Annotated in this window: 17 protein-coding genes and 2 tRNA genes; 9 read left to right on the top strand and 10 right to left on the bottom strand. The window is 46.7% G+C overall.

Annotation, left to right across the window (positions count from 1 at the left end):
* Window positions 1–920 precede the first annotated feature (920 nt).
* Window positions 921–997, top strand: a tRNA-Trp gene (locus G3R49_RS08940).
* Between the two features lie 133 nt (window positions 998–1,130).
* Here G3R49_RS08940 and G3R49_RS08945 read toward each other — a convergent pair.
* The 10 genes from G3R49_RS08945 to G3R49_RS08990 all read right to left on the bottom strand — a co-directional run bounded on the left by G3R49_RS08945 (window position 1,131) and on the right by G3R49_RS08990 (window position 10,753).
* Complete coding sequence (locus G3R49_RS08945) at window positions 1,131–1,925, bottom strand: phosphate ABC transporter ATP-binding protein (RefSeq protein WP_167869426.1); 795 nt, start codon at window positions 1,923–1,925, stop codon at window positions 1,131–1,133.
* Between the two features lie 13 nt (window positions 1,926–1,938).
* Window positions 1,939–2,784 carry a PstA family ABC transporter permease gene (locus G3R49_RS08950; protein WP_167869427.1) on the bottom strand — a complete coding sequence of 282 codons (846 nt, stop codon included), beginning with the start codon at window positions 2,782–2,784 and terminating at the stop codon, window positions 1,939–1,941.
* Window positions 2,781–3,722 carry a PstC family ABC transporter permease gene (locus tag G3R49_RS08955; protein ID WP_167869428.1) on the bottom strand — a complete coding sequence of 314 codons (942 nt, stop codon included), beginning with the start codon at window positions 3,720–3,722 and terminating at the stop codon, window positions 2,781–2,783. The genes G3R49_RS08950 and G3R49_RS08955 overlap by 4 nt, the downstream gene beginning before the upstream one ends.
* Before the next feature lie 15 nt (window positions 3,723–3,737).
* The gene (locus tag G3R49_RS08960; RefSeq protein WP_130601053.1) at window positions 3,738–4,568 is read right to left on the bottom strand and encodes a phosphate ABC transporter substrate-binding protein; all 831 of its coding nucleotides are present in this window, start codon (window positions 4,566–4,568) and stop codon (window positions 3,738–3,740) included.
* Between the two features lie 173 nt (window positions 4,569–4,741).
* Complete coding sequence (selD, locus tag G3R49_RS08965) at window positions 4,742–5,779, bottom strand: selenide, water dikinase SelD (RefSeq protein ID WP_167869429.1); 1,038 nt, start codon at window positions 5,777–5,779, stop codon at window positions 4,742–4,744.
* A gap of 74 nt (window positions 5,780–5,853) precedes the next feature.
* Entirely contained in the window at window positions 5,854–6,018 is a 165-nt protein-coding gene (locus G3R49_RS08970; RefSeq protein WP_165399023.1) for a hypothetical protein, read from the bottom strand.
* 297 nt (window positions 6,019–6,315) lie between these two features.
* The gene (gene focA, locus G3R49_RS08975) at window positions 6,316–7,227 is read right to left on the bottom strand and encodes a formate transporter FocA (RefSeq protein WP_167869430.1); all 912 of its coding nucleotides are present in this window, start codon (window positions 7,225–7,227) and stop codon (window positions 6,316–6,318) included.
* A 339-nt stretch (window positions 7,228–7,566) separates the two neighbouring features.
* The gene (locus G3R49_RS08980) at window positions 7,567–9,096 is read right to left on the bottom strand and encodes an ABC transporter permease (RefSeq protein ID WP_167869431.1); all 1,530 of its coding nucleotides are present in this window, start codon (window positions 9,094–9,096) and stop codon (window positions 7,567–7,569) included.
* Between the two features lie 2 nt (window positions 9,097–9,098).
* Window positions 9,099–9,875 carry an ATP-binding cassette domain-containing protein gene (locus tag G3R49_RS08985; protein ID WP_167869432.1) on the bottom strand — a complete coding sequence of 259 codons (777 nt, stop codon included), beginning with the start codon at window positions 9,873–9,875 and terminating at the stop codon, window positions 9,099–9,101.
* Window positions 9,875–10,753, bottom strand: coding sequence for a putative selenate ABC transporter substrate-binding protein (locus tag G3R49_RS08990; protein ID WP_130601063.1), 879 nt, complete (start codon window positions 10,751–10,753; stop codon window positions 9,875–9,877). Before G3R49_RS08990 ends, G3R49_RS08985 begins: the two co-directional genes overlap by 1 nt.
* A 324-nt stretch (window positions 10,754–11,077) precedes the next feature.
* On the opposite strand from G3R49_RS08990, the gene G3R49_RS08995 reads away from it, so the two are divergent.
* The 8 genes from G3R49_RS08995 to hyfE all read left to right on the top strand — a co-directional run bounded on the left by G3R49_RS08995 (window position 11,078) and on the right by hyfE (window position 21,682).
* Window positions 11,078–11,169 (top strand) — tRNA-Sec (locus tag G3R49_RS08995).
* A gap of 106 nt (window positions 11,170–11,275) precedes the next feature.
* Window positions 11,276–12,775 carry an L-seryl-tRNA(Sec) selenium transferase gene (gene selA, locus G3R49_RS09000; protein WP_167869433.1) on the top strand — a complete coding sequence of 500 codons (1,500 nt, stop codon included), beginning with the start codon at window positions 11,276–11,278 and terminating at the stop codon, window positions 12,773–12,775.
* A complete protein-coding gene (selB, locus tag G3R49_RS09005) occupies window positions 12,775–14,700 on the top strand; it encodes a selenocysteine-specific translation elongation factor (protein WP_167869434.1) in 1,926 nt (641 codons plus the stop codon). Before selA ends, selB begins: the two co-directional genes overlap by 1 nt.
* 1,204 nt (window positions 14,701–15,904) lie before the next feature.
* Complete coding sequence (locus tag G3R49_RS09010; RefSeq protein WP_130601067.1) at window positions 15,905–16,585, top strand: 4Fe-4S dicluster domain-containing protein; 681 nt, start codon at window positions 15,905–15,907, stop codon at window positions 16,583–16,585.
* Window positions 16,572–18,599: a hydrogenase 4 subunit B gene (hyfB, locus tag G3R49_RS09015; RefSeq protein WP_167869435.1), complete on the top strand. Its 2,028-nt coding sequence runs from the start codon at window positions 16,572–16,574 to the stop codon at window positions 18,597–18,599. Before G3R49_RS09010 ends, hyfB begins: the two co-directional genes overlap by 14 nt.
* Window positions 18,599–19,552, top strand: a complete 954-nt coding sequence (locus G3R49_RS09020; RefSeq protein WP_167869436.1) for a respiratory chain complex I subunit 1 family protein — start codon at window positions 18,599–18,601, stop codon at window positions 19,550–19,552. The genes hyfB and G3R49_RS09020 overlap by 1 nt, the downstream gene beginning before the upstream one ends.
* A 12-nt stretch (window positions 19,553–19,564) precedes the next feature.
* Window positions 19,565–21,010 (top strand): hydrogenase 4 subunit D, encoded by a 1,446-nt coding sequence (locus G3R49_RS09025; protein ID WP_167869437.1) that lies wholly within the window; start codon window positions 19,565–19,567, stop codon window positions 21,008–21,010.
* Window positions 21,011–21,031: 21 nt separating this feature from the next.
* On the top strand, window positions 21,032–21,682 hold the full coding sequence (gene hyfE / locus G3R49_RS09030; protein ID WP_130601075.1) for a hydrogenase 4 membrane subunit: 651 nt from the start codon (window positions 21,032–21,034) through the stop codon (window positions 21,680–21,682).
* The last annotated feature ends 5 nt before the right edge of the window (window positions 21,683–21,687 follow it).

Raw genomic sequence — 21,687 nt, forward strand, 5'->3', positions numbered from 1 at the left:
AGCAGTGAAACGCAATCGCGCCGATGGTAGTGTGGGGTTTCCCCATGTGAGAGTAGGTCATTTCCAGACGCCTAATATACGAAAAAAGCCCTAGCAAACAACGCTAGGGCTTTTTTCGTATATACGCTTCGCGATGACTACTCTCGATGTTACCCGAGGCTAAGCCTGGCTCCCAGCTACAAGCACGCTCTTCGCGTTAATCAAGCCCTGAAAGCTTCGCTTCCAAAGCAGGCTTGATTAACCCCCATGTGAGAGCGCCGTTTACTGGGCAAAGTTTTATGGTGATGTGAACGCAGAGAATTTATTTGAATCTGGCCATTTCCAGGCGCTTTTAGCGCTTGGGGCAATGTAAACTCTGCTGTCTTCCCCATATCAATATTATTGAGGTTAGGTGACTTATTCACTTAATGTAGGCATGAATGCCTACTTCAATGTCCGTCGATGATTACATTCTGCATAATCGACACTTCTGCCATCCTTGGCGGTCGTAGCGCGGAGAGCTCGTTCGAAGCTGACAATTTCCAGACGCTTTTTGGGATTGTGGAAATGCAAATCCTGCTATTTTGCCCATATCAACGTTATTTAGGTTAGGTGACTCATTCACATAATGTAGGTATGAATGCTTACCTACCTCTATGTTTTTGGCTGATTGCTTGTGCTACAAGGGCACAAAAAGCGGTGTCGTTTACACTCCTAGAAAAAATCGTTATTTCACAAAGTAAGTTATGGGGAAAGTGTTAGGCGTGTTCTTGATTGCTGGGAGTAAGAAATAATTTAGCTCTGTGGTGATCCTCATTAGCCTAGATTACGTAGTAACTTTAAGGAGTGCTAATTTTGCTTGAAAAAGCCGCAGTTAGTAGGTTTTAGCGAAAAAGTGCTTTACCTTTTAGGTTGGTTTAAGCATAATGCATCTCGTCCACAGGGGTATAGTTCCAATTGGTAGAACAGCGGTCTCCAAAACCGATGGTTGCGAGTTCGAGTCTTGCTACCCCTGCCACATTCTAGAGAGCCCAGCAGAAATGCTGGGCTTTCGTCTTTTCCGGCGTTTGTAAATTTTAATTTCATTATTTAAGTGCTATTCGTCGACTTTACTGTTCGACCTGACTGCTATCTTTTTCCAAGCTAAAAACTTAAACCAGTAGTCCATGCTCTAAGTAACTGATGTTGTCTGCTAGCTTGTGTGTTTGTTGCTTAGAATGCGAAACCATGATGATGCTGTAATCGCGCTTGAGTTGCAGGATAAGCTGCTCTATCTCCTCGGTTGTTGCAGGGTCCAAAGAGGCTGTGGGTTCGTCTAGCAGCAGTATTTCAGGCTCAAGTGCTAAGGTGCGCGCAAGACACAACCTCTGTTGTTGTCCGCCCGATAATGACGCCGCCGGTGCATTTAAGCGCGCTTTTACTTCATCCCACAAGGCCGCTTGCTTTAGACTCTTCTCCAGTCGTTGCTGAGCTTCAGAGCCTTTGATGTTACAGGAGACGTTTAAGGGTAACAGCAGATTGTCTGCAATCGTGCCCGGTAGCAGCATTGGGTGTTGAAATACCATGCCAACTCGCCTTCGCAACTTAGGCAGCTGCTTTGCTGTTAAGTCATTTATCCAGACTAATTCACCACGGATGTCTAGCGCTATTTCACCTTGAGTATGACAGTTGTCGAACTCATCATTCAGACGGTTGAATGCTCGTAGTAGTGTGGTTTTGCCAGAACCTGATGCGCCACATAAAACATGAATTTGGTTGGCCTTGAGCGTTATATTAACGTTGTTAACCGCAGCAACTTCATTAAAGTAGATTGATAGGTTTGACACATTGGCGAGCGTGTCGCTTGCGGAGCGCGGAACAGCAAGCGATATGATGCTCTTTTTTGGTTTAACAGAGTTTGCTGGTAATAATTTCGAGGGGATTAGCTTGTTTATGACTGTTTGCATCTTCTAAACCCTGTTAACGACGTGCCATTGCACTTGCGCTTGAAAAAATAATTGTAGTGAAACACAGCAAACTCAAGGCTGCGCCAAAGGCCATATTAAGCTCAGTTTGGCTTTGATACTGCGAGCTAAAGTAGAAAATCGTAAATGGTAGGGCTTCATAGCGTTCAAATATACCGCCGGGCAAGCCTGCATTGGCAACTGCGCCAGTCAGCATGATAACAGCAGTATCTTCCGCCGCTCGCCCTATAGATAGCATCACGCCGCTGACGATACCTTTTTTTGCTTGAGGTAATAACACATAGCGCTGCTGTTGCCATGGTGTCATACCGAGTGCTGATACGCAGGTTGAAAGCGACCTGGGCAGTGCCTGCAGTGCGGTGCGGGTAGTGACGCTAAGGTAAGGAATAATCAGCATCGCTAAGCACAACGATGATAGTAATAAGCTTGAGTTGGCAGATGGGGCGATGGTGTTTCTTAACAACACAATCAGGGTGAAGCCAAACAGCCCCATGAGAATAGACGGTACTCCTGCGAGGAGCACCACGCTAAGCTCTAGCGCTTGTTTGAATCTTGATGCTTTCGCGTAGGTCAGCCAAATACCTGTCGCAATACCTGGCACGATTGCTAAAGATATGGCCCCTAGCACGACTGAGATTGTGCCAATGCACGCAGGCCAAATACCATCCCAGATTGGTGTTAGCCCTAACATTGCTTCTAGCATAGGCGTGTCACCAAAGTACAAGCTCAAACTTAGCGTTGGTGCCCCTTTAATAATGATGAAGCCGATAACTGCGCTAAGGAATAACAGCAAAATAGCGACAGATATTAAACACCAAAGCTGGAATAGTTTTGCGTTCATGTTGTTTGCCTATTGTCGGCGCAACTTTGTGTATTTATTGAGGTGTTTGCGCTTGTTGCTTGAGTCGTGGCTAGCGCTAAATCTGAGCGGGCTTTTTTCCCAGCGACTTGTTGCTGGCTCTGCCCTAACTTTCTTACCGACAAGGTGATGAAGAGGTTGATACAGAGCAATAAGAAGCCTGCAGCGAACAGTGAGTTGTATTCTGCGCTGCCGTGTTCAGTCGCGATAACTAAGCCTATATGCGCTGTGAGTGCACGCACAGAGTCAAACAGGCTGCTAGCTAGTTGAGGTGCATTACCTGCTAGCATTAAAGGCAGTAAGGTGTCGCCGATTGCTCGGCTAAAGCCAAGTAGCGCCGCGCTGCATATGGCGGGTTTTGCCGCTGGAAGGGTGACATGAAATAGTAATTGCGGCGATGTAAAGCCCATGGATGCAGCTGTCTGAGATAATCGAGCCGTCAAAGGTTGGCAGTAGGCATCGAGTACCATCACCATCACTGGCAAGATTAACAGCACTAACATCAAGCTTGCGGCTAATAAGCTAAAGCCTGAGCCTTGGTTAAAGGTTTCGCGAATAAAAGGTACCAGTAAGAAAACTGCAGCAATGCCGTATACCACGGTTGGAATACCTGCCATGAAGCGAATGAGTCGTCGAATCCATACTGCGTACTTTTTATATTGTTCGAGTTGGCAAAAGCCGCACACTCCTAGCGCAACAGGCAGTGCAATAATGAGCGCAACAAGTCCTAGGAGACATGAGGCAGCAAGCATAGATAAGATGCCAAACTGACCTTGCTCTGGCTGCCATGCGAGGGAAAATGTCGAGCTATTGGGATTGATAAACACTGGCAGAGCAAACCAAAACAAAAAGCCGAATAGCGCCAGGATAAGTATTAATACTACCGCGCTGCATATCTGTTGTAGTCGCTCTGCCATCATGGTTAAGTTTATCGATTAACTTTTTGACACCGGGATGTAGCCAGACTCTTGAATGAACTTGGCTCCATCTGCACTGTAAATGTAATCGATAAACTTGCGGGTTAACCCTTGAGGCTCTCCTTTAGTGTTCATGTACAGCTTACGAACCACAGGATATTCACCCGATGCACAGGCTTCATTGGTCGGCTTGACCTTATCTAGCATTGGCGCTTTTACGGTATTGTCTATGTAGCCAACACTGCTGTAGCCAATCGCGCCAGGATCGCGTGCAATAGCGGTCTTCATTGCGCCATTTGACGGAACAACATTCGCTGAGTTGATCACAGGTGATTTGTGCAGCAGCTTTTTCACAAATACAGAGCGGGTGCCACTGGCTTCATCACGGGTAAATAGGTTGATGTCACGGTTCTCGCCACCGACCTGTTGCCAGTTAGTGATAATGCCGGCATAAATGTCGCTAACTTGCTTTTGAGTCAGTCCTTGTACTGGATTGTGCGGGTTAACAATAATGGCTACACCGTCAATCGCAAACGGGAACGACACTAAACCATGTTTGGCTTCGCCAGGCTTTAGCGGGCGTCCTGTGTTACCAATATCCACCAAACCTTTGGCAACTTGTTTTGCCCCCACACCTGAGCCGCCACCTGCAATGGTGACGCGAACCTGATGGTTGGACTTCATGATCGACTTGGCCGCTTGCTTCATCACTGGGATGTGAGCGGTGCCGCCAGCGATATTAATTGTGCCAGATTGGCCATTAAATACGTCAACATCGGCTGCAAAAGCTGTAGGTAAAACACTGAGGCTACACGCAAGTAGCCCAGCTAAAGTTAATTTAGTGCGCATAATCATTCCTGGATATTGTTAGATGGCACGGGCAGGTGATAGTGAAGACTATGGCTAGGGCCGTGCTAGTTGGTTTGTTTATTGAGCCTGAATACCCCTCGATATTTAGGCGGTGCGAGAGCCAGACCTGGCTCTCAATTGTGTTTTGGGTTTAATCAGTAAAACTGACAGCACTAGAGTTGAATAATGCTGGTATCTGGTTGTGGTGTAACTAGTTCACCGATGCACTGGGGCCGAATACCTTGTTCACTGAGCAGAGTTTGTAAGCTTTCTTCGGCATCAGCCGAGACGCTAATCAATAAGCCGCCACTGGTTTGTGGATCGCACAGAATATTGCGTTGCTCGTCACTGAACTCAACTAGATGCTTGAGACTGTCGTAGTTACGCAAGGTGCCACCTGGGAGCGAGTTCAGCGCCAAGAACTTATCAACATTATCCAGCAGTGGAATCGCATTAAAGTCGAGCTTAGCTTGTAGCTTCGCGCCCTGACATATCTCAATTAAGTGCCCTGCGAGACCAAAACCAGTAACATCAGTCAGTGCATTAACACCATCAATTTCAGCTATCAATTGGCCGATTTTATTGAGGGTGCACATGGCATTAATGGCGTTTTCAATGTCGGCAGTTTCAGCGAGCTTTTTCTTTTGCGCAGTCGATAACACGCCAATCCCCAGTGGTTTGGTGAGGTATAGCTTATCTCCCGCTTTGGCAGTGTCGTTTTGCTTGAGCTGCTTAAGGTTAATTTGTCCGGTAACGGCTAAGCCAAAGATGGGCTCTGGTGAGTCAATACTATGGCCGCCAGCAAGCATGATGCCAGCTTCAGCGCATTTTTGTCGTCCGCCCTCGATAACCTTTTGCGCAACCTCTGGTGCAATTTTATTGACTGGCCAGCCTAAAATGGCAATGGCCATTATCGGTGTGCCGCCCATGGCGTAGATGTCACTAATGGCATTGGTTGCCGCGATTTGACCGAAGGTAAACGGGTCATCAACAATCGGCATAAAGAAGTCGGTAGTGCTAATGATGCCTGTGTGTTCATCTAGCTTGTAAACTGCTGCGTCATCACGGCTTGAATTCCCTACCAACAAGTTTGGATCGTTAAACTCAGGTAGGGATGAAGCGAGAATAGTGCTGAGAACTTTCGGGGAGATTTTACATCCACATCCAGCGCCGTGACTGAATTCGGTAAGTTTAACTGTGTCTTGACTCATAGATTGAGCTCCTTGGCGTTGGTATGCGTTTGCTAACTGCAAAACTTAAGTGAGCGATATTGCCCTTGATGCGCCTAACCGCGCTTTTTAGCAAGCCAAAGGCCAGCCACGATAATCACTGCGCCAACAACTGGCAGTAAGTCATACATGTGATGGAATAGCCCAATGCCGCCGTGACCTTCATGGGCGAAGGCCGCGCATGGTACAAACAAGCTGGCCGCGACTAATGACTTTTTCATGATATCTCCTAAACAATTTTCGTGCATAAATATTCATTCATTGTTGGCGTTGTTATTGCCAAGATATATGCAAATAAATAACATTTTTTATTTAAAGTATTTAGCAAATAACGTTATAGCAAAAAGTTGGTTAGTTTCTAATGATGCTGTTCACAATAACGTATTTGCTAATTCGGTTTTTAAGTAAGTTGCCTTTCCTATAGCTTAGTTAGAAAGCTTTTTTATAAAAAATAGTTTGGCAACTTACTTATTTTTAGCGAGCTGATAGTTATTTAATAAGGTTTTTTTTGATAACTATTAGCGTGCTTTTTGTTTAGTTAACTGCTCGCCTTGTTTAGTGTTCTCTTTTAACTTCTCTAAAGCTAGCTCAGGTCTTCTGTGAACGGCCCAATAAGCAAAGCCAACTAACAAGCCACCGCCGATAATATTACCGATAGTTACCGGGATTAAATTAGCTAGGAAGAAGTTGCGAATAGTCAGATCTGCAAATTGTGCTGGGTCATAACCAGTCATTGACCAGAACTCAGGCGTTGCAAAGTTTTGAATTAGAATGCCGGTTGGGATCATAAACATATTGGCGATACTATGCTCAAATCCACAAGCAACAAACATAGCCACAGGTAAGATCATCACCATTACTTTGTCTGTGTTAGTTCGGCAAGAGAACGTCATCCATACGGCCAAGCAAACAAGTAGGTTACACAAGGCGCCTAAGATTACGGCTTGCAAGAAGGTGTGATGCAACTTGTGCTGGGCAATTTTCATTGCATTAATGCCCCATTCACCGCCTTTACCCATGTAAAGTCCAGCGAGGAAGATAACTACTGCAAACAATACTGCGCCGATGAAGTTGCCAAGATAAACCACGCTCCAGTTGCGGGCTATTTGGCCGTTGGTTAACCTGCCGCTGGCTCTAGCAACCACGGTAAGTACGGTGGAAGTAAATAGCTCACCACCACAAATAACCACTAAGATTAATCCCAAACTAAAGGCGATAGCGCCAACAAATTTTGTCATGCCCCAAGGAGCGTCCCCGGCGCCTGTGGTGACGGTTACGTAGAATACGAAAGCGATTGAGATAAATACACCAGCCGACATGGCTAAAAATAACGCTTGAAGCGGTTTCTTGGTTGCTTTACCAACACCTACATCTTCTGCTTTACGGGTCATTGCCGGTGGTAGCAGTGCGTCAAAAGGATTGTTATCCATATTGCACCCTCCTTAGGTTGCTTTTATGGCCTGGCACACTTTGACTGACCAGCCTTTGGTGCCGTTTTTTATTGTGCGCCAGCAAACTGCTGGCATTATTTCTCAGGTCATACCAAATTAAGTTGGTAGCCCTTTAAAGCAACTGCCGCGCCAAGTGTTTTGCATATTTTTAATACATTGTTTTATATAGCTTTTGTGTTTAATGGTTTTACTGGTAAGTGCTGGTGGTTGCGAGGTGTCGACACTAATGTCGAGTGGTATCTAAAATGTGATCGACATGCAGAATGTTTAGGATACTTTTAACCCGATCACAGCTTGAGGACGGTTACAATAACTGGGTTAGCAGCTTGCTTGGGTGTTTTTCGGCATGCTTAGCAAGCGTCTTGAGGTGGTATCAATCGCCAGGTTAAGTAATGCGGTGCAGGCGATTAACACAATCGCATCGCTGTAGCGGATCTCACTGAAATTACTGTCGATGTAAAAACCTAGAGTCATGATGCCTAACATGCCAAAAACGGCGGTTTCTCTTACGATAATTTCAAATCGATAAAACATCAGTGTCATTAAATTAGGGTAAATACTTGGCAGCATATGGTAGTGGAACAGGTTGAACTTACCTTGTGCGACTTGTTGCGGATTAAGTTGATCGCTTTGGCGCACTGCGAGATAGGCGATAACCGCGCCATTATGAATGGCTAAGGCGATAATCGCCGGCAACATGGATGGGCCAAACAAGATTAAGAATACAAATGCCAAAATGTACTCAGGCACCGAGCGACCCACTAATAATAGCAAGTGACCTAAGCCTGCAACAGGCTTTGACCATAGGTGTCGACTAGCAACAGCATGGCCTTTGAGGGTAACAAAATGGCTAGCGGCTAGGGCGAGCACAGCTAGAATGACAGTGGTTGCCGCGCCCGGCAGGGCCTGCTCACTAATCAACCTGGTAATCCAGCTTCCAAGGGATGACCAATCTATGCTCTGCATATTTTGCGCATTGGCGATGGCTGGCGGCAAAATGTCCTCAGTGAAAAACCGTACCAATAAACTGCCATCAATTGGCGGTATTTCGCTTAGGGTAACCAAGGCAATGACCAAGTAAATTGGCAATAACTTGGGTTTGCACCAGTAGCGGATACAACCAATCAGCGCGATAAAAATCATCAGCAGTGCCGCGCCTTCATGGTAGTTACCTTGCCTAAAGGCGGTTTCAAGATAGAAACCGAGTGTAGGCATACCAATAAAGCCCAGCACGGCGCTACTGCGTAGGGCACACTCAAATCGATAACGGGTGTATGCAATCATCTGTGGCAGCACTTGCGCTATCTTGCCGTAGCTATAGCGACTGATAATGTCGCTTTGCTTGGAGATGCTATCGATAGGAGCGTTAGATGATTGGGTGAGAATGTCACTAAACACCCTGGCAAATGTCGCGGCAAAGGGAATGGTGATCGCCAAGATGCCGGTTACCGGCGATAAACCAAAGATTTGCAAAAATAATAATGCCCAGAATATCTCATGTACCGCGCGAGCGAGTGAGCATAAGGTCGACACTGCTTTATGGCGGTATATAAGAGATAAAGGCGCGCCAAATAGTAGGCCAAAGGTGATGCCTAACAGGGCAAAGTTGATGGTTTGCACAACTGCAGACATTAAATACTCTGTGGCAAAAAAGTCAGGTGCTAATATGCCTTGTGCCATTAGTCCAAGCTCATGCCAGGGATTAAAGCTCACTATTTCAATGTCAGCAAAAGGTAGTGCGAGCAGCGCGATTAGCCAGATCCCAAGGGTGACCTTTTGCCAGTACCCTAGGTGGTAGCGGGATGAATTGTTAGCTGCATAGGCTTTGGTGTTTAGCGTGCGAGTCATTGCTAACCTACGTCCTTAAGCTGCTCGTTTGAGTGCTTATTGTTTTCCGTATCAAGAGCTTTTGCTTGTGGAACAGTCAATTGGGCTTGTTGGCTGGCAACGAGTGATTTCTGATACAGCTCGGTAATCTTAGCTTGATTGACTGTCTCTTCGTGGCTATCAAGCGCCAATTGCCCCTGACACAGGGCGATGACTCTATCAAAATGACTTAAGGCCAGATCTCTGTCATGCACTACCATGATGACGGTTTCATGCAAATCGAATAACTTGGTGATCAGCCGCCGCGCCATAAGCGGGTCGATGGCCGAGAAGGGCTCATCACCAATGAATACTGCTTGTTGTTGATACACCGCGCGTCCTAGCGCAACGCGCTGGCGCTGGCCGCCAGAGAGTTGATCGACTTTTTTATCAAGCGCTTGGTCTAACTCCAGCTGCTCGCAAATGTCTTTTACCTTATTTAAGTGGCTTTTAAAGGGTTTGATAAGGTTGATTAAGTTATAGCTCCAATGGTGACGCGCAAGCGCGCCCATATAAATGTTGTGATAAATACTTAAGTTATCTACTAAGCCCTGGGCTTGCGAGCAAAGCGCTGCCTGGTCCTGTAGTTGCTGATAAATATGATGCAGCAAGCTAGACTTGCCAGCGCCCGATGGGCCAATAATCGCGACCTTTTCCCCTTTACTGAAGTCGAGGTTGAGATTAAAGATCACCTGCGTTTGTTGTGTCTCTGAACCAGAGTCAGCGCCGTAAAATAGGTTAAGGTCGCGAAGTGTTAGCATCAGTCAATTAATCCTATTTGTTTTGCCACATCTTCTACCGGTTGGTAGTCGGCATTGGTTGCTTCAACAAATGACGAACGTGGGAAGCTTTTGAGTAGATCTGGGTTATCCATTTCTAACAGGGTTGTTTTCACCTTCTGGATAAAGCCGTCACCGTATTTTGCATCCACATCGGAGCGAATAGTCCACTGATAGTCAGGGTAGGTGGGTGTTTCCCAAATCACGCTGACTTTGCTGGTGTCGATTTTGCCCTCAGAAAGTTCCTTCTCCCACACTTTGTAATTCACCGCGCCGATTTGATAAGCACCTGACTGCACCTGGGCAATGGTGCGGCTGTGATCGCCAGAAAAACCTACGCGCTTAAAGGCTTGTTTTGGTGACTTATGTAAGTGCTGCTCAATAAAGTATTGCGGCATTAAGCGGCCTGAAGTAGAGCCTTTAGAGCCAAAGGTAAAGGTGGTGCCATTAATGTTGGGGAAGTCTTTACTCGCTGTTAGCCCAGTACTTTGGTGGGCAATGATGTAGCTTTTGAAGAATTGATCTTCATAACCCTGAGCGATGGCTTGTGAGTCCTTCACTAGCTTACGCGCTTGCACGCCAGACAGACCGCCAAACCAGGCTAGCTGTACCTGATTGTTTCTAAAGGCAGTGACCGCTGCCGAGTAGGATTTTACTGGCACATAGTTAACATCCACCCCAAGCTGCTGCTCAAGGTAGGTTGCCACTTTTTCAAAGCGGGTTCTTAGTTGGCTTTCATCTGCATCAGGAATGGCGGTAAAGGTAAAGGTCGCCGCTTCTACGCAGAAGAAAGGAGCTAAAGTCAGGGTAGCGATGGCTGAGAATTTTGCGAACGCTTGGCTTGGTTTGCGATTTAACATAGTTACTCCATAAATAGGTAAACGAGTGTTTACGAACTCATAAGCTTTTATCGTGATGATTCAAAGAAAAAAGCTAATATCTGTAACCAGTCAATTCGGCATGACCTTTATTAAATAATATACAGGGCAATTTTATATTTGGGTGATGTTAATCACATAGCACGGCAAATTATATTGAACGTTGTTCAAGTAAGTATTGTTGTTTTAAAATTATTCACATGTATCAAGTCTTTGCTGGTAATTAAAAATTTTGTCTTTGTTTTATATATTGAGACTTGGTTCAAATATTTATTTTTCTTAGTGGTTATACTGAAAGCCAATTAAGGAAGTTGATGAGGTCTGGTGGCCTTCTCGGTCTTCAAAACCGATGTGAGCCTAATAGGCTTTGGCAGGTTCGATTCCTGCCTCTTCCGCCAAATTTATACAATGCCAGTTGATAGTTTATTATTGATGTGACGTCTGCAGATGTTGTTAATTGCCGCTTTATTTAGATGGTTTCATCAATGAGTGGAGCAATAAGTAATGACTACTTATAAAATTAGTGATGTCAGCGATGATAATAGTGAAACTGGTGATGTTTCTTCCTCTGATGTGAATATTTATTCAAATGGAAGGCTGCGCCTTCCCCAAGTTGAGCAAGTCCTGCAGCGCCCATTTATTACCCCATTCATAGCTCAGTTGAGTCGGCCATTAGTGACTCAGGCTGTGCGAGAGTATTTCGCTAAAGTGCGCGCGAGCCAGCAGTCGCAAACCATTACCCATTTTGATTTAGAAGCGGGTATTACTCGTGAGTTGTCTAAATTGATGCTCGTGCGTCAGCAGCGAGTGATTAATGCCACTGGTACTATTATTCATACCAATTTAGGGCGTTCACCCATTAGCCCAGAGCTGTGGGACCAAGTTAAAGACGTCAATACCCACTACAATAATCTTGAGTTAGCTTTACATAAAGGTAAGCGTGGGCAACGCAAGGGGTTAATCGCCAAGCTAATTCAGGCACTAACTGGCGCTGACAATGCGCTGGTGGTTAATAACAATGCCTGCTCTGTGTACCTAATTTTGTTGGCGCTGGCCCAAGGTAAAGAAGTGATTGTTTCCCGCGGTGAGCAAATTCAAATCGGCGGCGGCTTTCGTATCCCTGATATTTTAGCTATGTCAGGTGCCAAGTTAGTTGAAGTGGGCACTACCAATGTCACCACCTGCGATGACTACATCAACGCCATTACCGAAAATACTGCCATGGTGCTGCTGGTACACCAGTCTAATTTTGCCATTCGCGGCTTTACCGAGTCGGTAGATATCAAGGCGCTGAAAGCCAGATTGCCTGAAGATGTGATTTTGGCGGTTGACCAAGGCTCAGGCGTATCCACTGAAGATTTTTGCCCAGAAGAAAAAGACATAGGCCGCTACATCAAGCAAGGGGCAGATCTTGTGTGTTTTTCTGGCGATAAGATAATTGGCGGCCCACAAGCCGGCATCGTGTGTGGCCGTGATGATTTAGTTCAGATACTTGAAAAAAGCCCGATGATGCGCGCCTTTAGGCCGGGACGAATTATCTTGTCGCTGCTAGAAGCCTTGCTAGTTGAAAAGCTTAATCGCAGCGACATGGGCAAGGGTATTTCTCTGGCGCAAATCGAGCGCTTACCACTGACTAAGCGTTACGCTGAAAAGCTTGCCTGCTACTTTGGCGATAAGGTTGAAGTGCAGCCGATGACCGCGGTTGTTGGTGGCGGCACGCTACCTGATTGTGATTATCCTTGTTATGGCGTTGCCATAGTGGGTGAGGCGAAATTGCATAGTGAGCAGCTGCGCGCATGCCCTGTACCTGTTATTGGGGTGATAAATCGCGACCGCTTTGTGCTCAACTTAGCCAGCGTGACCGAAGATGATTTTGAAGTGCTATTTGATCAACTTTGCGCGCTGTTTGCACCTGAGCAACAGCCAGTTAGTCAAAAGGCGCTTAGTCAGGAGCGAGTTAGTCAAGAGCTTGGGCAAGGGAAACAACAAGAGGGTAATAGCTAATGACATTGCAAACTGGCTCTCAAGCAACTCATCACTCCCATGGGCAAGCTAACGCGCTAACTCAAGTTGAGCAAAACTCAAGCCTTTCGTCAGTGGTAGCATTAGCAGGGCATGTTGACCATGGTAAAACTGCGCTTATCTATGCCATGACCGGCATTATGACCGCGCGTAAGGCCGAGCAAGAGTGCGGCATGACACAAAACCTTGGCTTCGCGCATTTTAAAGATGCTAAAGATCATCAAATAGGCATTATTGATGTGCCGGGGCATGAGCGCTATATCCGCAATATGGTGGCAGGCCTGTGGAGTATCGATCTAGTGCTGTTGGTTGTTGCTGCCAACGAAGGCTGGATGCCAATGACTCAGGCTCACCTTGAAGTAGTTAATGCCATGAGTCATGCCAAAGTCTTGGTATGTATAACTAAATCGGACCTGGTTGATAAGCGCCGTTTGAGCGAGCTTGAAGATGAATGTTTGCAACGGGTGATGGACACCTGTGAGCAGATCCCTAACGTCATCTGTGTCAGCGCCCACAGCGGTGACAATATTGATGAACTTAAGCAGCTGATAAGCGATGAGCTAAACGATGATTCAATTATTAGTGCTGCTCAAGAAGCGGGAGCTGCATCTGCAGCAGATCAGGCGTTATCTGCCACGGGTGTACAATCTTGCCACTTATATGTGGATCGCAGTTTTAGCATTAGTGGTATCGGCACTGTGGTCACAGGCTCTTTGGTTGGCGGCAAGTTGAATGTTGGTGATAAGCTGCACTTAATGCCAAGCAATCAAGTGGTTAAGGTACGTAATCTACAAACTTACAATAAAAGTGTCGAGAATGTTGTAGGCACCAGCCGCGTCGCAGTGGGGATTAAAGGGGTTAACTTTAAGCTAATTCACCGCGGCGATTGCTTAACCAATGAGCCGCAAGTGCATCAAGGCACCCAAGAGATCATTTTGCGGTTGAATAAACGCGCCGACAAGCTGCGCAATTGTCAGCTGGAAGTCGCCATTGGCAGCTGGAATGGTATCGCGCAGATGATCAAAATTACCGACACTCAGCTGGTACGTCTTAAGCTAAAAGCGCCAGTAACCTGTTATTTCGGTCAGTCGGTGGCGCTTATTCAGCAAGGTGGCAGTCGCTTAATTGCTGGTGGTCGCATCGCCTGGCTGACACCGATTATGCGCTGGCAACGTCGTCAGCTGTATCATCTGCTAAACCAACTACCGCAAGATTTTAACTCGCCGTATCAAACCAAGGTGCAGCTGCAGCTTAATGGCGTACTTGAAAAGCAGCAATTTGCCTGCGTAAAAGGCTCTGATGTAGTCAGTGACTTAAAGCTGATTGAAACCGATAAACACTATTTACTCACCAGCCTTGTCGAAGAAGCGGAGCAGAAAATATTGATGCTATTAGCCGAGCCTGCCGCTGCCATCACCAGCGCCGAGTTTGTGTCACGCTTGAAACTATCGCCCGTGACCATTGATTTAGTATTGCAGCGCCTTAAAGCGCAGGAAAAAGTGCATCTAAGCTTTGATACTTGGGTAGCAGGTCAGGGCATGAGTGAAGATGACTTATGCCCAGCAAGTCAAAATCTACTAGCCAAAGTGCGCGATGCCGAGCGTGCCGGCATTGCTGCCGACAAACAGCTAGTTGGCAATGATAAAAAGCTGATTAAAAACCTAGCGCGGCTTAAATACGTCACCCTGTTGGATGACCATATTTATTACGACACCCAGCTTTATAATCAACTGGTTGAAGATGTACTCAGCGGTTGTGAAAAGCTCGACTTATTGTCGATGGCGCAGATTAAAGACCGCAGTCATTTGAGTCGTAAATATGCTATTCCGTTAGCTAACCGTATGGAACGAGATGGTTGGGTGAGACGACAAGAGAATGATCGTTTGGTGTTAAAGTTGGTTTCATAAAACCTTTGAATAAAGGTTTTTTGGGATTCCAAATTACTTATGTGTTTCCAAACTTCGTTTGGATTAAAGATTAATAGCTGCGCTATTTGCAACCAGCGGTTGTGAAAGGATGACCAAGCTGCGCTTGGTGAAAGTCGTGGGTTTTCCACCCACACCCGAGTTTGGTTATTCGTCGTGATTTCATTGCTGGTTCATAAGTTTTAATGACTTTGTCATTTGCAACGTACCGTTGCTCAAAGTCGTGGGTTTTCCACCCACACCCGACCAAAGGGGAAAAGCGTTTGTTCCCCTTTGGAAACCCGCAACGCTCCGGCGAAGTGCTAGTCCTCATGCCACGAGCGAATTGACTATCGCCTCATATACGCCATCCCTGGCTCATCTGAGGCTATGTCGGCGTCCTGCCTCCATCACGTCAATTAGCTCTACGCATTCGGGCACTTCCAACGGAGACCTATCGAGCCTGCAGCGACATTTATATTGGTAGCTGCCTTTAGGTTTTATTGCTTTTTTTGCAGCCTTCAGACCACCAGAGTGAAATGAAAAAACGCCGTGAGTTCAGCCATGGTCACTCTTTGGCATCCCTGCCATCGTGACATCAGTAAATCCCTTTACTAGAGATGGCCGACTAGCTTTCGAGGGGAAGGGACGCCCCATCGGAAGCGTTAGGTGTTTTTTAATGGAGCGAAGCAGGTTCCAAGCGAAGTCAGACGCTAAATAATACTCCGTTGGAAATTTTCGCTTTTCAAAAATTTCGTCGGAGCGGCAAGGGAGTTCCAAGAGGGAGTTGCTGTTGACTCCCTCTTGGTCGGGTGTGGGATGAAATCCCACGACTTTCACCAAGCGCAGCTTGGTCATCCTCTCGCAACCGCAGGTTGCAAATGACGCAGTCATTAATTGTTAATCCAAACGAAGTTTGGAAAATCCACATTCCTAACTTGGTTTGGATCAACCTCCCACCTGTGATCCCCATCACTGTCACCCCACAATCTCGCCATCGACACTAATGTCGACAGCATTAAACAAAGTTTAATTTTTAAACCAAATCTAACGCCTTTATTAGCACCATCTTATTTTTGCTTGATTAAAAATCTTAATAAAAACATTGATTTAAAACTGCTTTTTCCAAACTGAGAGGTGCGTTTAAAACTTGGTGTGGAACTTGTAATAACAGGTCAAGTACTGCAATAAAAACAAAAGGCTGATTATGAATAGTTTTCTTATTGCAGATCCGACGCAATGTATTGGTTGCGGGACATGTATGGCAGCATGTTCCACAGTGCATAAGGCGAAAGGACTGCAAGCAAAACCAAGATTGACGGTAATGCGGCACAAGAGCGCGACAGCGCCTGTGATGTGTCGTCATTGCGAAGACGCTCCATGTGCCACTGTTTGCCCAGTAAAAGCTATCACTCAGAAGGACGGGAAAGTACTTCTGAATGAAACCGAATGCGTCGGTTGTACATTATGTGCAATTGCCTGCCCATTCGGCGCGATTTCACTCGATGGTAGCCGCCCCATCGCGATGGCAAATTCTTACGACATTCATATCCCATCAGATATTCATTCGAGTAACCCGTCGACATCAACGCCGAGCTGCTTTGGTAATGACCTATTGGCCTGGGAGCCTGGAGTAAAAAGTATCGCGATTAAGTGCGACCTTTGCCACAGCAATCCTGAAGGCCCTGCGTGCGTCGCGGCTTGTCCTACTCGAGCGATTTTCTTTGCTAACGAGGGCAACCTAGCTGGCGCATCTGATCATAAGCGTGAGCAAGCTGCTTGCACTGGTGCCAACATCACTTTAGGTGTTGATGCGCCAAAACAACCTGTGCTGGTAGCTAGTAACCCAGCCAACGTTGCGGAGGGTGACAGTCATGACATCGCTTGATTTTTTACTCTTATCTATCATTTTGTATGTGGCGGCTGCGTGCGGCTCTTTGTTGTTTTATAAGCAAGAGGCATTAGCAAGCAAGCTGTCTGGCGTGCTGGGTACCTGCGCAGGTATTGCCGGTATCGCGGCCAGTATCCCAACCCTGTTGTCGGGTGAGGTTATCGTTAAGGCGATTTACAGCCCGTTCTATTTCTCTGATTTTATCATTCGCCTTGATGGCTTGTCGGCCTTCATGCTGATGGTGATTTCACTATTGGTGGTGGCGACCTCGGTTTACTCTATCTCTTACATGAAGGAGTACTTTGGTAAAGGTGCCTATGCAATGGGCTTCTTTATGTACAGCTTCATCGCCTCTATGGTTGTCTTGGTGGTTTGTGACAACGCCTTCTACTTCATCGTGTTCTTCGAGATGATGTCGCTAGCGTCTTACTTCCTGGTTATCGCTGAGCAAAACGAGAAGAGTGTTAAAGCAGGTCTGCAATACTTCTTGATTGCTCATGCAGGCTCTGTATTTATCATGATTGCCTTCTACATCCTGTACCGCGAAACAGGTAGCTTGAACTTTGCTGAGTTCGCCAAAGCTGAGCTAACAGACATGCAGGCATCTGCAGTGTTCTTATTAGCATTTTTCGGTTTCGGCGCCAAAGCGGGCATCATCACGCTGCACGGCTGGCTACCTCAGGCTCACCCGGCGGCGCCTTCTCACGCATCGGCAATGATGTCAGGTGTGATGGTTAAGATTGGTGTGTTCGGTATCATCAAGGTAAGCATCGACTTCCTAGGTGCTGAGACAGCTTGGTGGGGTTATGTGGTATTAGCCTTTGGCTGCGTATCGTCAGTGCTAGGTGTACTTTACGCCCTTGCTGAGCATGATATTAAACGTCTACTTGCTTATCACACTGTTGAGAACGTCGGCATCATCTTAATTGGTGTGGGTATCGGTATGATTGGTATCGCTCACGATATGCCAATTCTCGCCACATTAGGTTTATTAGGTGGTCTATACCACTTACTTAACCACGCTGTGTTTAAAGGTCTACTTTTCTTAGGTGCTGGCTCGGTTATCTACCGCGTACACACTAAAGATATGGAAAAGATGGGCGGCCTTGCCAAGCTAATGCCGTTAACTGCAATTGCTTTCTTAATCGGTACTATGGCGATTTCTGCTCTGCCGCCACTTAACGGTTTTGTGAGTGAGTGGTTCATCTATCAATCACTATTAACCATGAGTAAAGAAGGCACACTTGCAATGCAAAGCGCTGCGCCAATCGCTGTAGTCATGCTTGCGATTACTGGCGCGTTAGCTTGTATGTGTTTCGTTAAGGTATTTGGTATTTGCTTTAGCGGCGGCGCCCGCAGCCCACAAGCTGCCAAAGCCACTGAAGTGCCTATGACCATGGTATTTGGCACCGGCAGCTTAGCTGTGCTTTGTATCATCCTAGGTGTAGGTTCGCCTTGGATTGCACCTGTTATCTCAACGGTTGCGAGCACCTTAGTGGATACTCAAGCTGTTACGGTTACTCAAGGCTTTGCGCTTATCCCAAGCGATGCAAGCCAAGCAATTCTGTCTACTCCAGTCATTGTTATCACGTTAACTGCACTATTCATCGTACCGATTGCGCTTGTGGCCATGTTTAAAGGTCCAAAAATGGCGAGTCGCAATGCCGGTGACCCATGGGCGTGTGGTTATGGTTATGAAGACAAGATGTCAGTGTCTGCAGGTGGTGTGACCCAGCCTGTACGCTCGATGTTCAAGCCGCTTTATACCTTACGTAAACGCATCGACCCAGCACCATTAATGGCTAAAACCTTAGCCGGTACAACTAACGGTGCAGGCTCACTTGAGCCGCAATTCGATAACAAGATGATTCTGCCTGTTGTTGCCCTAGTGCAGCGAGTTGGCCGAGTGGTGCAAAACCTACAGTACGGTGACTTCCGCGCTTACTGTCTGTACATCATTGTGGCACTGCTGGTGTTGCTATTCGTCCCACTTAACTTAGGAGTAAACTAATGCAAGGGCTTGAAATGCCAAGTCCTGATTGGATTGCTTTAGCAGTCTTTCAGGCATTATTCATGATTGGTCTTGCTCCACTGGCCACAGGTTTTACTCGTGTGCTTCGCGCTAAGATGCACTCTCGTAAAGGTCCTGGCGTGCTGCAAGACTACCGCGATATCGCTAAGCTGCTTCGTCGTCAAGAAGTTGCTCCAAATCCGTCTGGGTTAGTCTTTAAGGTAATGCCAATGGTGCTGATCGCAACTATGTTGCTTGTCGGCATGGCGCTACCAACAGTGACCAATAGCTCACCGTTCCCGATTGCCGGTGATGTGATTACCGATATCTACTTATTCGCGATTTTCCGCTTCTTCTTCTCTCTATCGGGTCTGGACTCAGGCAGTGTTTACGCTGGTGTGGGTTCAAGCCGTGAGTTGACCTTAGGCGTGTTAGTCGAGCCAATTTTAATGCTGTCTATCTTCACTATGGCGTTATCTGCAGGCACCTTTGACTTAGGTTACATCAGTACTTATATGGCAACCGAAACTTGGCAAGTGCCTGGGGCTGTGTTGCTAGCCGGTGCTGCATGTGCGTTCGCTGTGTTCATTGAAATGGGTAAGCTGCCATTCGATAGCGCTGAAGCTGAGCAAGAGCTACAAGAAGGTCCGGTAACTGAGTACTCAGGTTCTGGCTTTGCTTTAGTCAAACTGGCTCTTGGCCTTAAGCAGCTGGTGGTTGCACAACTCTTCCTTGCCTTGTTCATCCCATTTGGTAAAGCCGCTGAGCTGACCTTTAGCGGTGTGCTCATGGCGACGCCTATCTTACTTGCCAAGTTATTCGTGGTGTTCTTAATCGCCGGTGTTATCGAGAACAGTGTTGCTCGTACCCGCTTCTTAAAAACACATCACCTGACTTGGGTAGGATTTGGCATCGCTGTACTTGGCTTCATCTTCTACTTAATCGGTCTATAGGGAGCAAATAAGATGACGTTAGAAACTCTTGCTCTACTCACCATTTTGTCACCGTTTATCGGGGCAATCCTAACGGTATTAGTGCCGAAAGACACCGCCAAGTGGGTTTGTCAGTGCTTTGCAGGTATAGCATCTGCAGGTGCGATTGGTATCGCCATCACGCTACTAAGTGGCGGCGAATCCAGTGTGAGTTATTCATTATTGTCGATTGGCCAAGTTGAATTATTTGGCATCACCATCGATAAGGTTAGTTCGTTAATTACTGTTGCCGTTGTGGTGCTTGGTTTACTGGTGAGTTTGTACTCACTTGGCTATATGTCAGAGGGTAACCGCGAGCATCCACATGAGGGAATGCCACGTTACTACGCCTTCTTGCTTATCTTCATCGGTGCAATGGCGGGCTTAGTACTATCATCGACCATTTTAGGTCAGCTGTTCTTCTTCGAAGTAACAGGTGCCTGTTCTTGGTCGCTAATTGGTTACTACCAGTCGCCTAAATCGCTTAAAGCTGCGCTTAAAGCATTGTTGGTGACCCATGTGGGCTCAATTGGTTTATTTGTGGCAGCAGCCTTTGTATTCAATGCAACTGGCACGTTCGCAATTAGCGCATTAGCCACACTGGATGAAAGCACTAAGACCATCGTATTTATGGGTATCTTGTTTGCAGCTTGGGCGAAATCAGCTCAGTTACCACTGCATGTATGGCTACCAGACGCGATGAACGCGCCAACGCCTGTGAGTGCTTACTTACACGCAGCTTCTATGGTTAAAGTGGGCGTGTACATCTTTGCTCGCGCTATTATGGAAGGCGGCGAAATTCCTGAAATCATCGGTGTTATCGGTGTTGTCAGTGCCATCATCACGCTAATTTACGGCTTTATCATGTACCTTCCGCAAAAGGACATGAAACGCCTATTAGCTTACTCAACCATCACTCAACTTTCATACATCTTCTTAGCGCTATCACTGTCGATCTTCGGCTCAAAGCTAGCACTAGAAGGCGGTATTACTTACATCTTCAACCACGCGTTTGCTAAGAGCTTGTTCTTCTTAGTTGCCGGTGCATTCAGTTACACCATGGGTACGCGCATGTTGCCTCAGCTTAAAGGTGTGGTGAAAAAGTCGCCGCTACTGGCTGTCGGCTTCTGTGTTGCGACCTTGGCAATTACCGGTGTGCCTCCATTTAACGGCTTCTTCAGTAAGTTCCCACTGTTTGCAGCAGGTTTTGAATTGTCTGCCGAGCACAGCTGGTTAATGCCAATCATGATTTTGGCATTGATTGAGTCGGTCGCGAGCTTCGGTTGGATCTTGTACTGGTTCGGTAAGTCAGTTGTCGGCGAGCCTTCAGAGGCGGTTGCCAACGCTAAACCATTACCAGCGTCAATGAAAGTGGTGATTATCATCTTGATTGTGATGTCACTGTGTTCAAGCGTTATCGCTGCTAACTGGCTTGTATAGCACTGAGATAAGGAAGGATTTATGAATCCAGATATTGTAATTAACAACCTTGCCGGCTTGCTGATCATCACCAGCGTGATGCTCATCGGCTCAAGCAAGGCGAAATCTGCCGCGATTCTCTACTCGGTGCAGTCGCTGGTTTTAGTGTTGACCTTCTTGGCGATCGCCAAGTCGGTTGACGCCACCGAGTTATACCATTGGTCAATAACCGCATTCATCACCAAGGTGATTGCATTACCTGCGCTGCTTTACTACGCGCTTAGCAAAATGAGTGACCCAAGTGCAGATAAGCCAGCACTGAGCATGAGCTGGATAATCCCAATTGCGGGCATCATCTGTATCGCCAGCTTCCAGGCGGTTGAGTCAGTTGCTTTGCCGATTGTTGAGCACCTAAAGCCAGCACTTGCGGTGTCAGTAGGCCACTTCTTCTTAGGTCTGCTGTGCATTGTCAGTCAGCGCAACATTCTTAAACAGCTCTTTGGCTACTGCTTAATGGAAAACGGCTCGTCGTTAACCTTAGCGCTATTAGCTAACAAAGCGCCTGGCATTGTCGAGATTGGTATTACTACTGACGCTGTATTTGCGGTGATCTTCATGGTGATCCTTGCCCGTCAAATCTTCAACAAGTTGAACACCTTAGATGTGAATCAACTGAATCAACTTAAGGGGTAATCAAG

This window comes from Shewanella sp. WXL01 (assembly GCF_012263345.1).
Lineage (GTDB): Bacteria > Pseudomonadota > Gammaproteobacteria > Enterobacterales > Shewanellaceae > Shewanella > Shewanella maritima.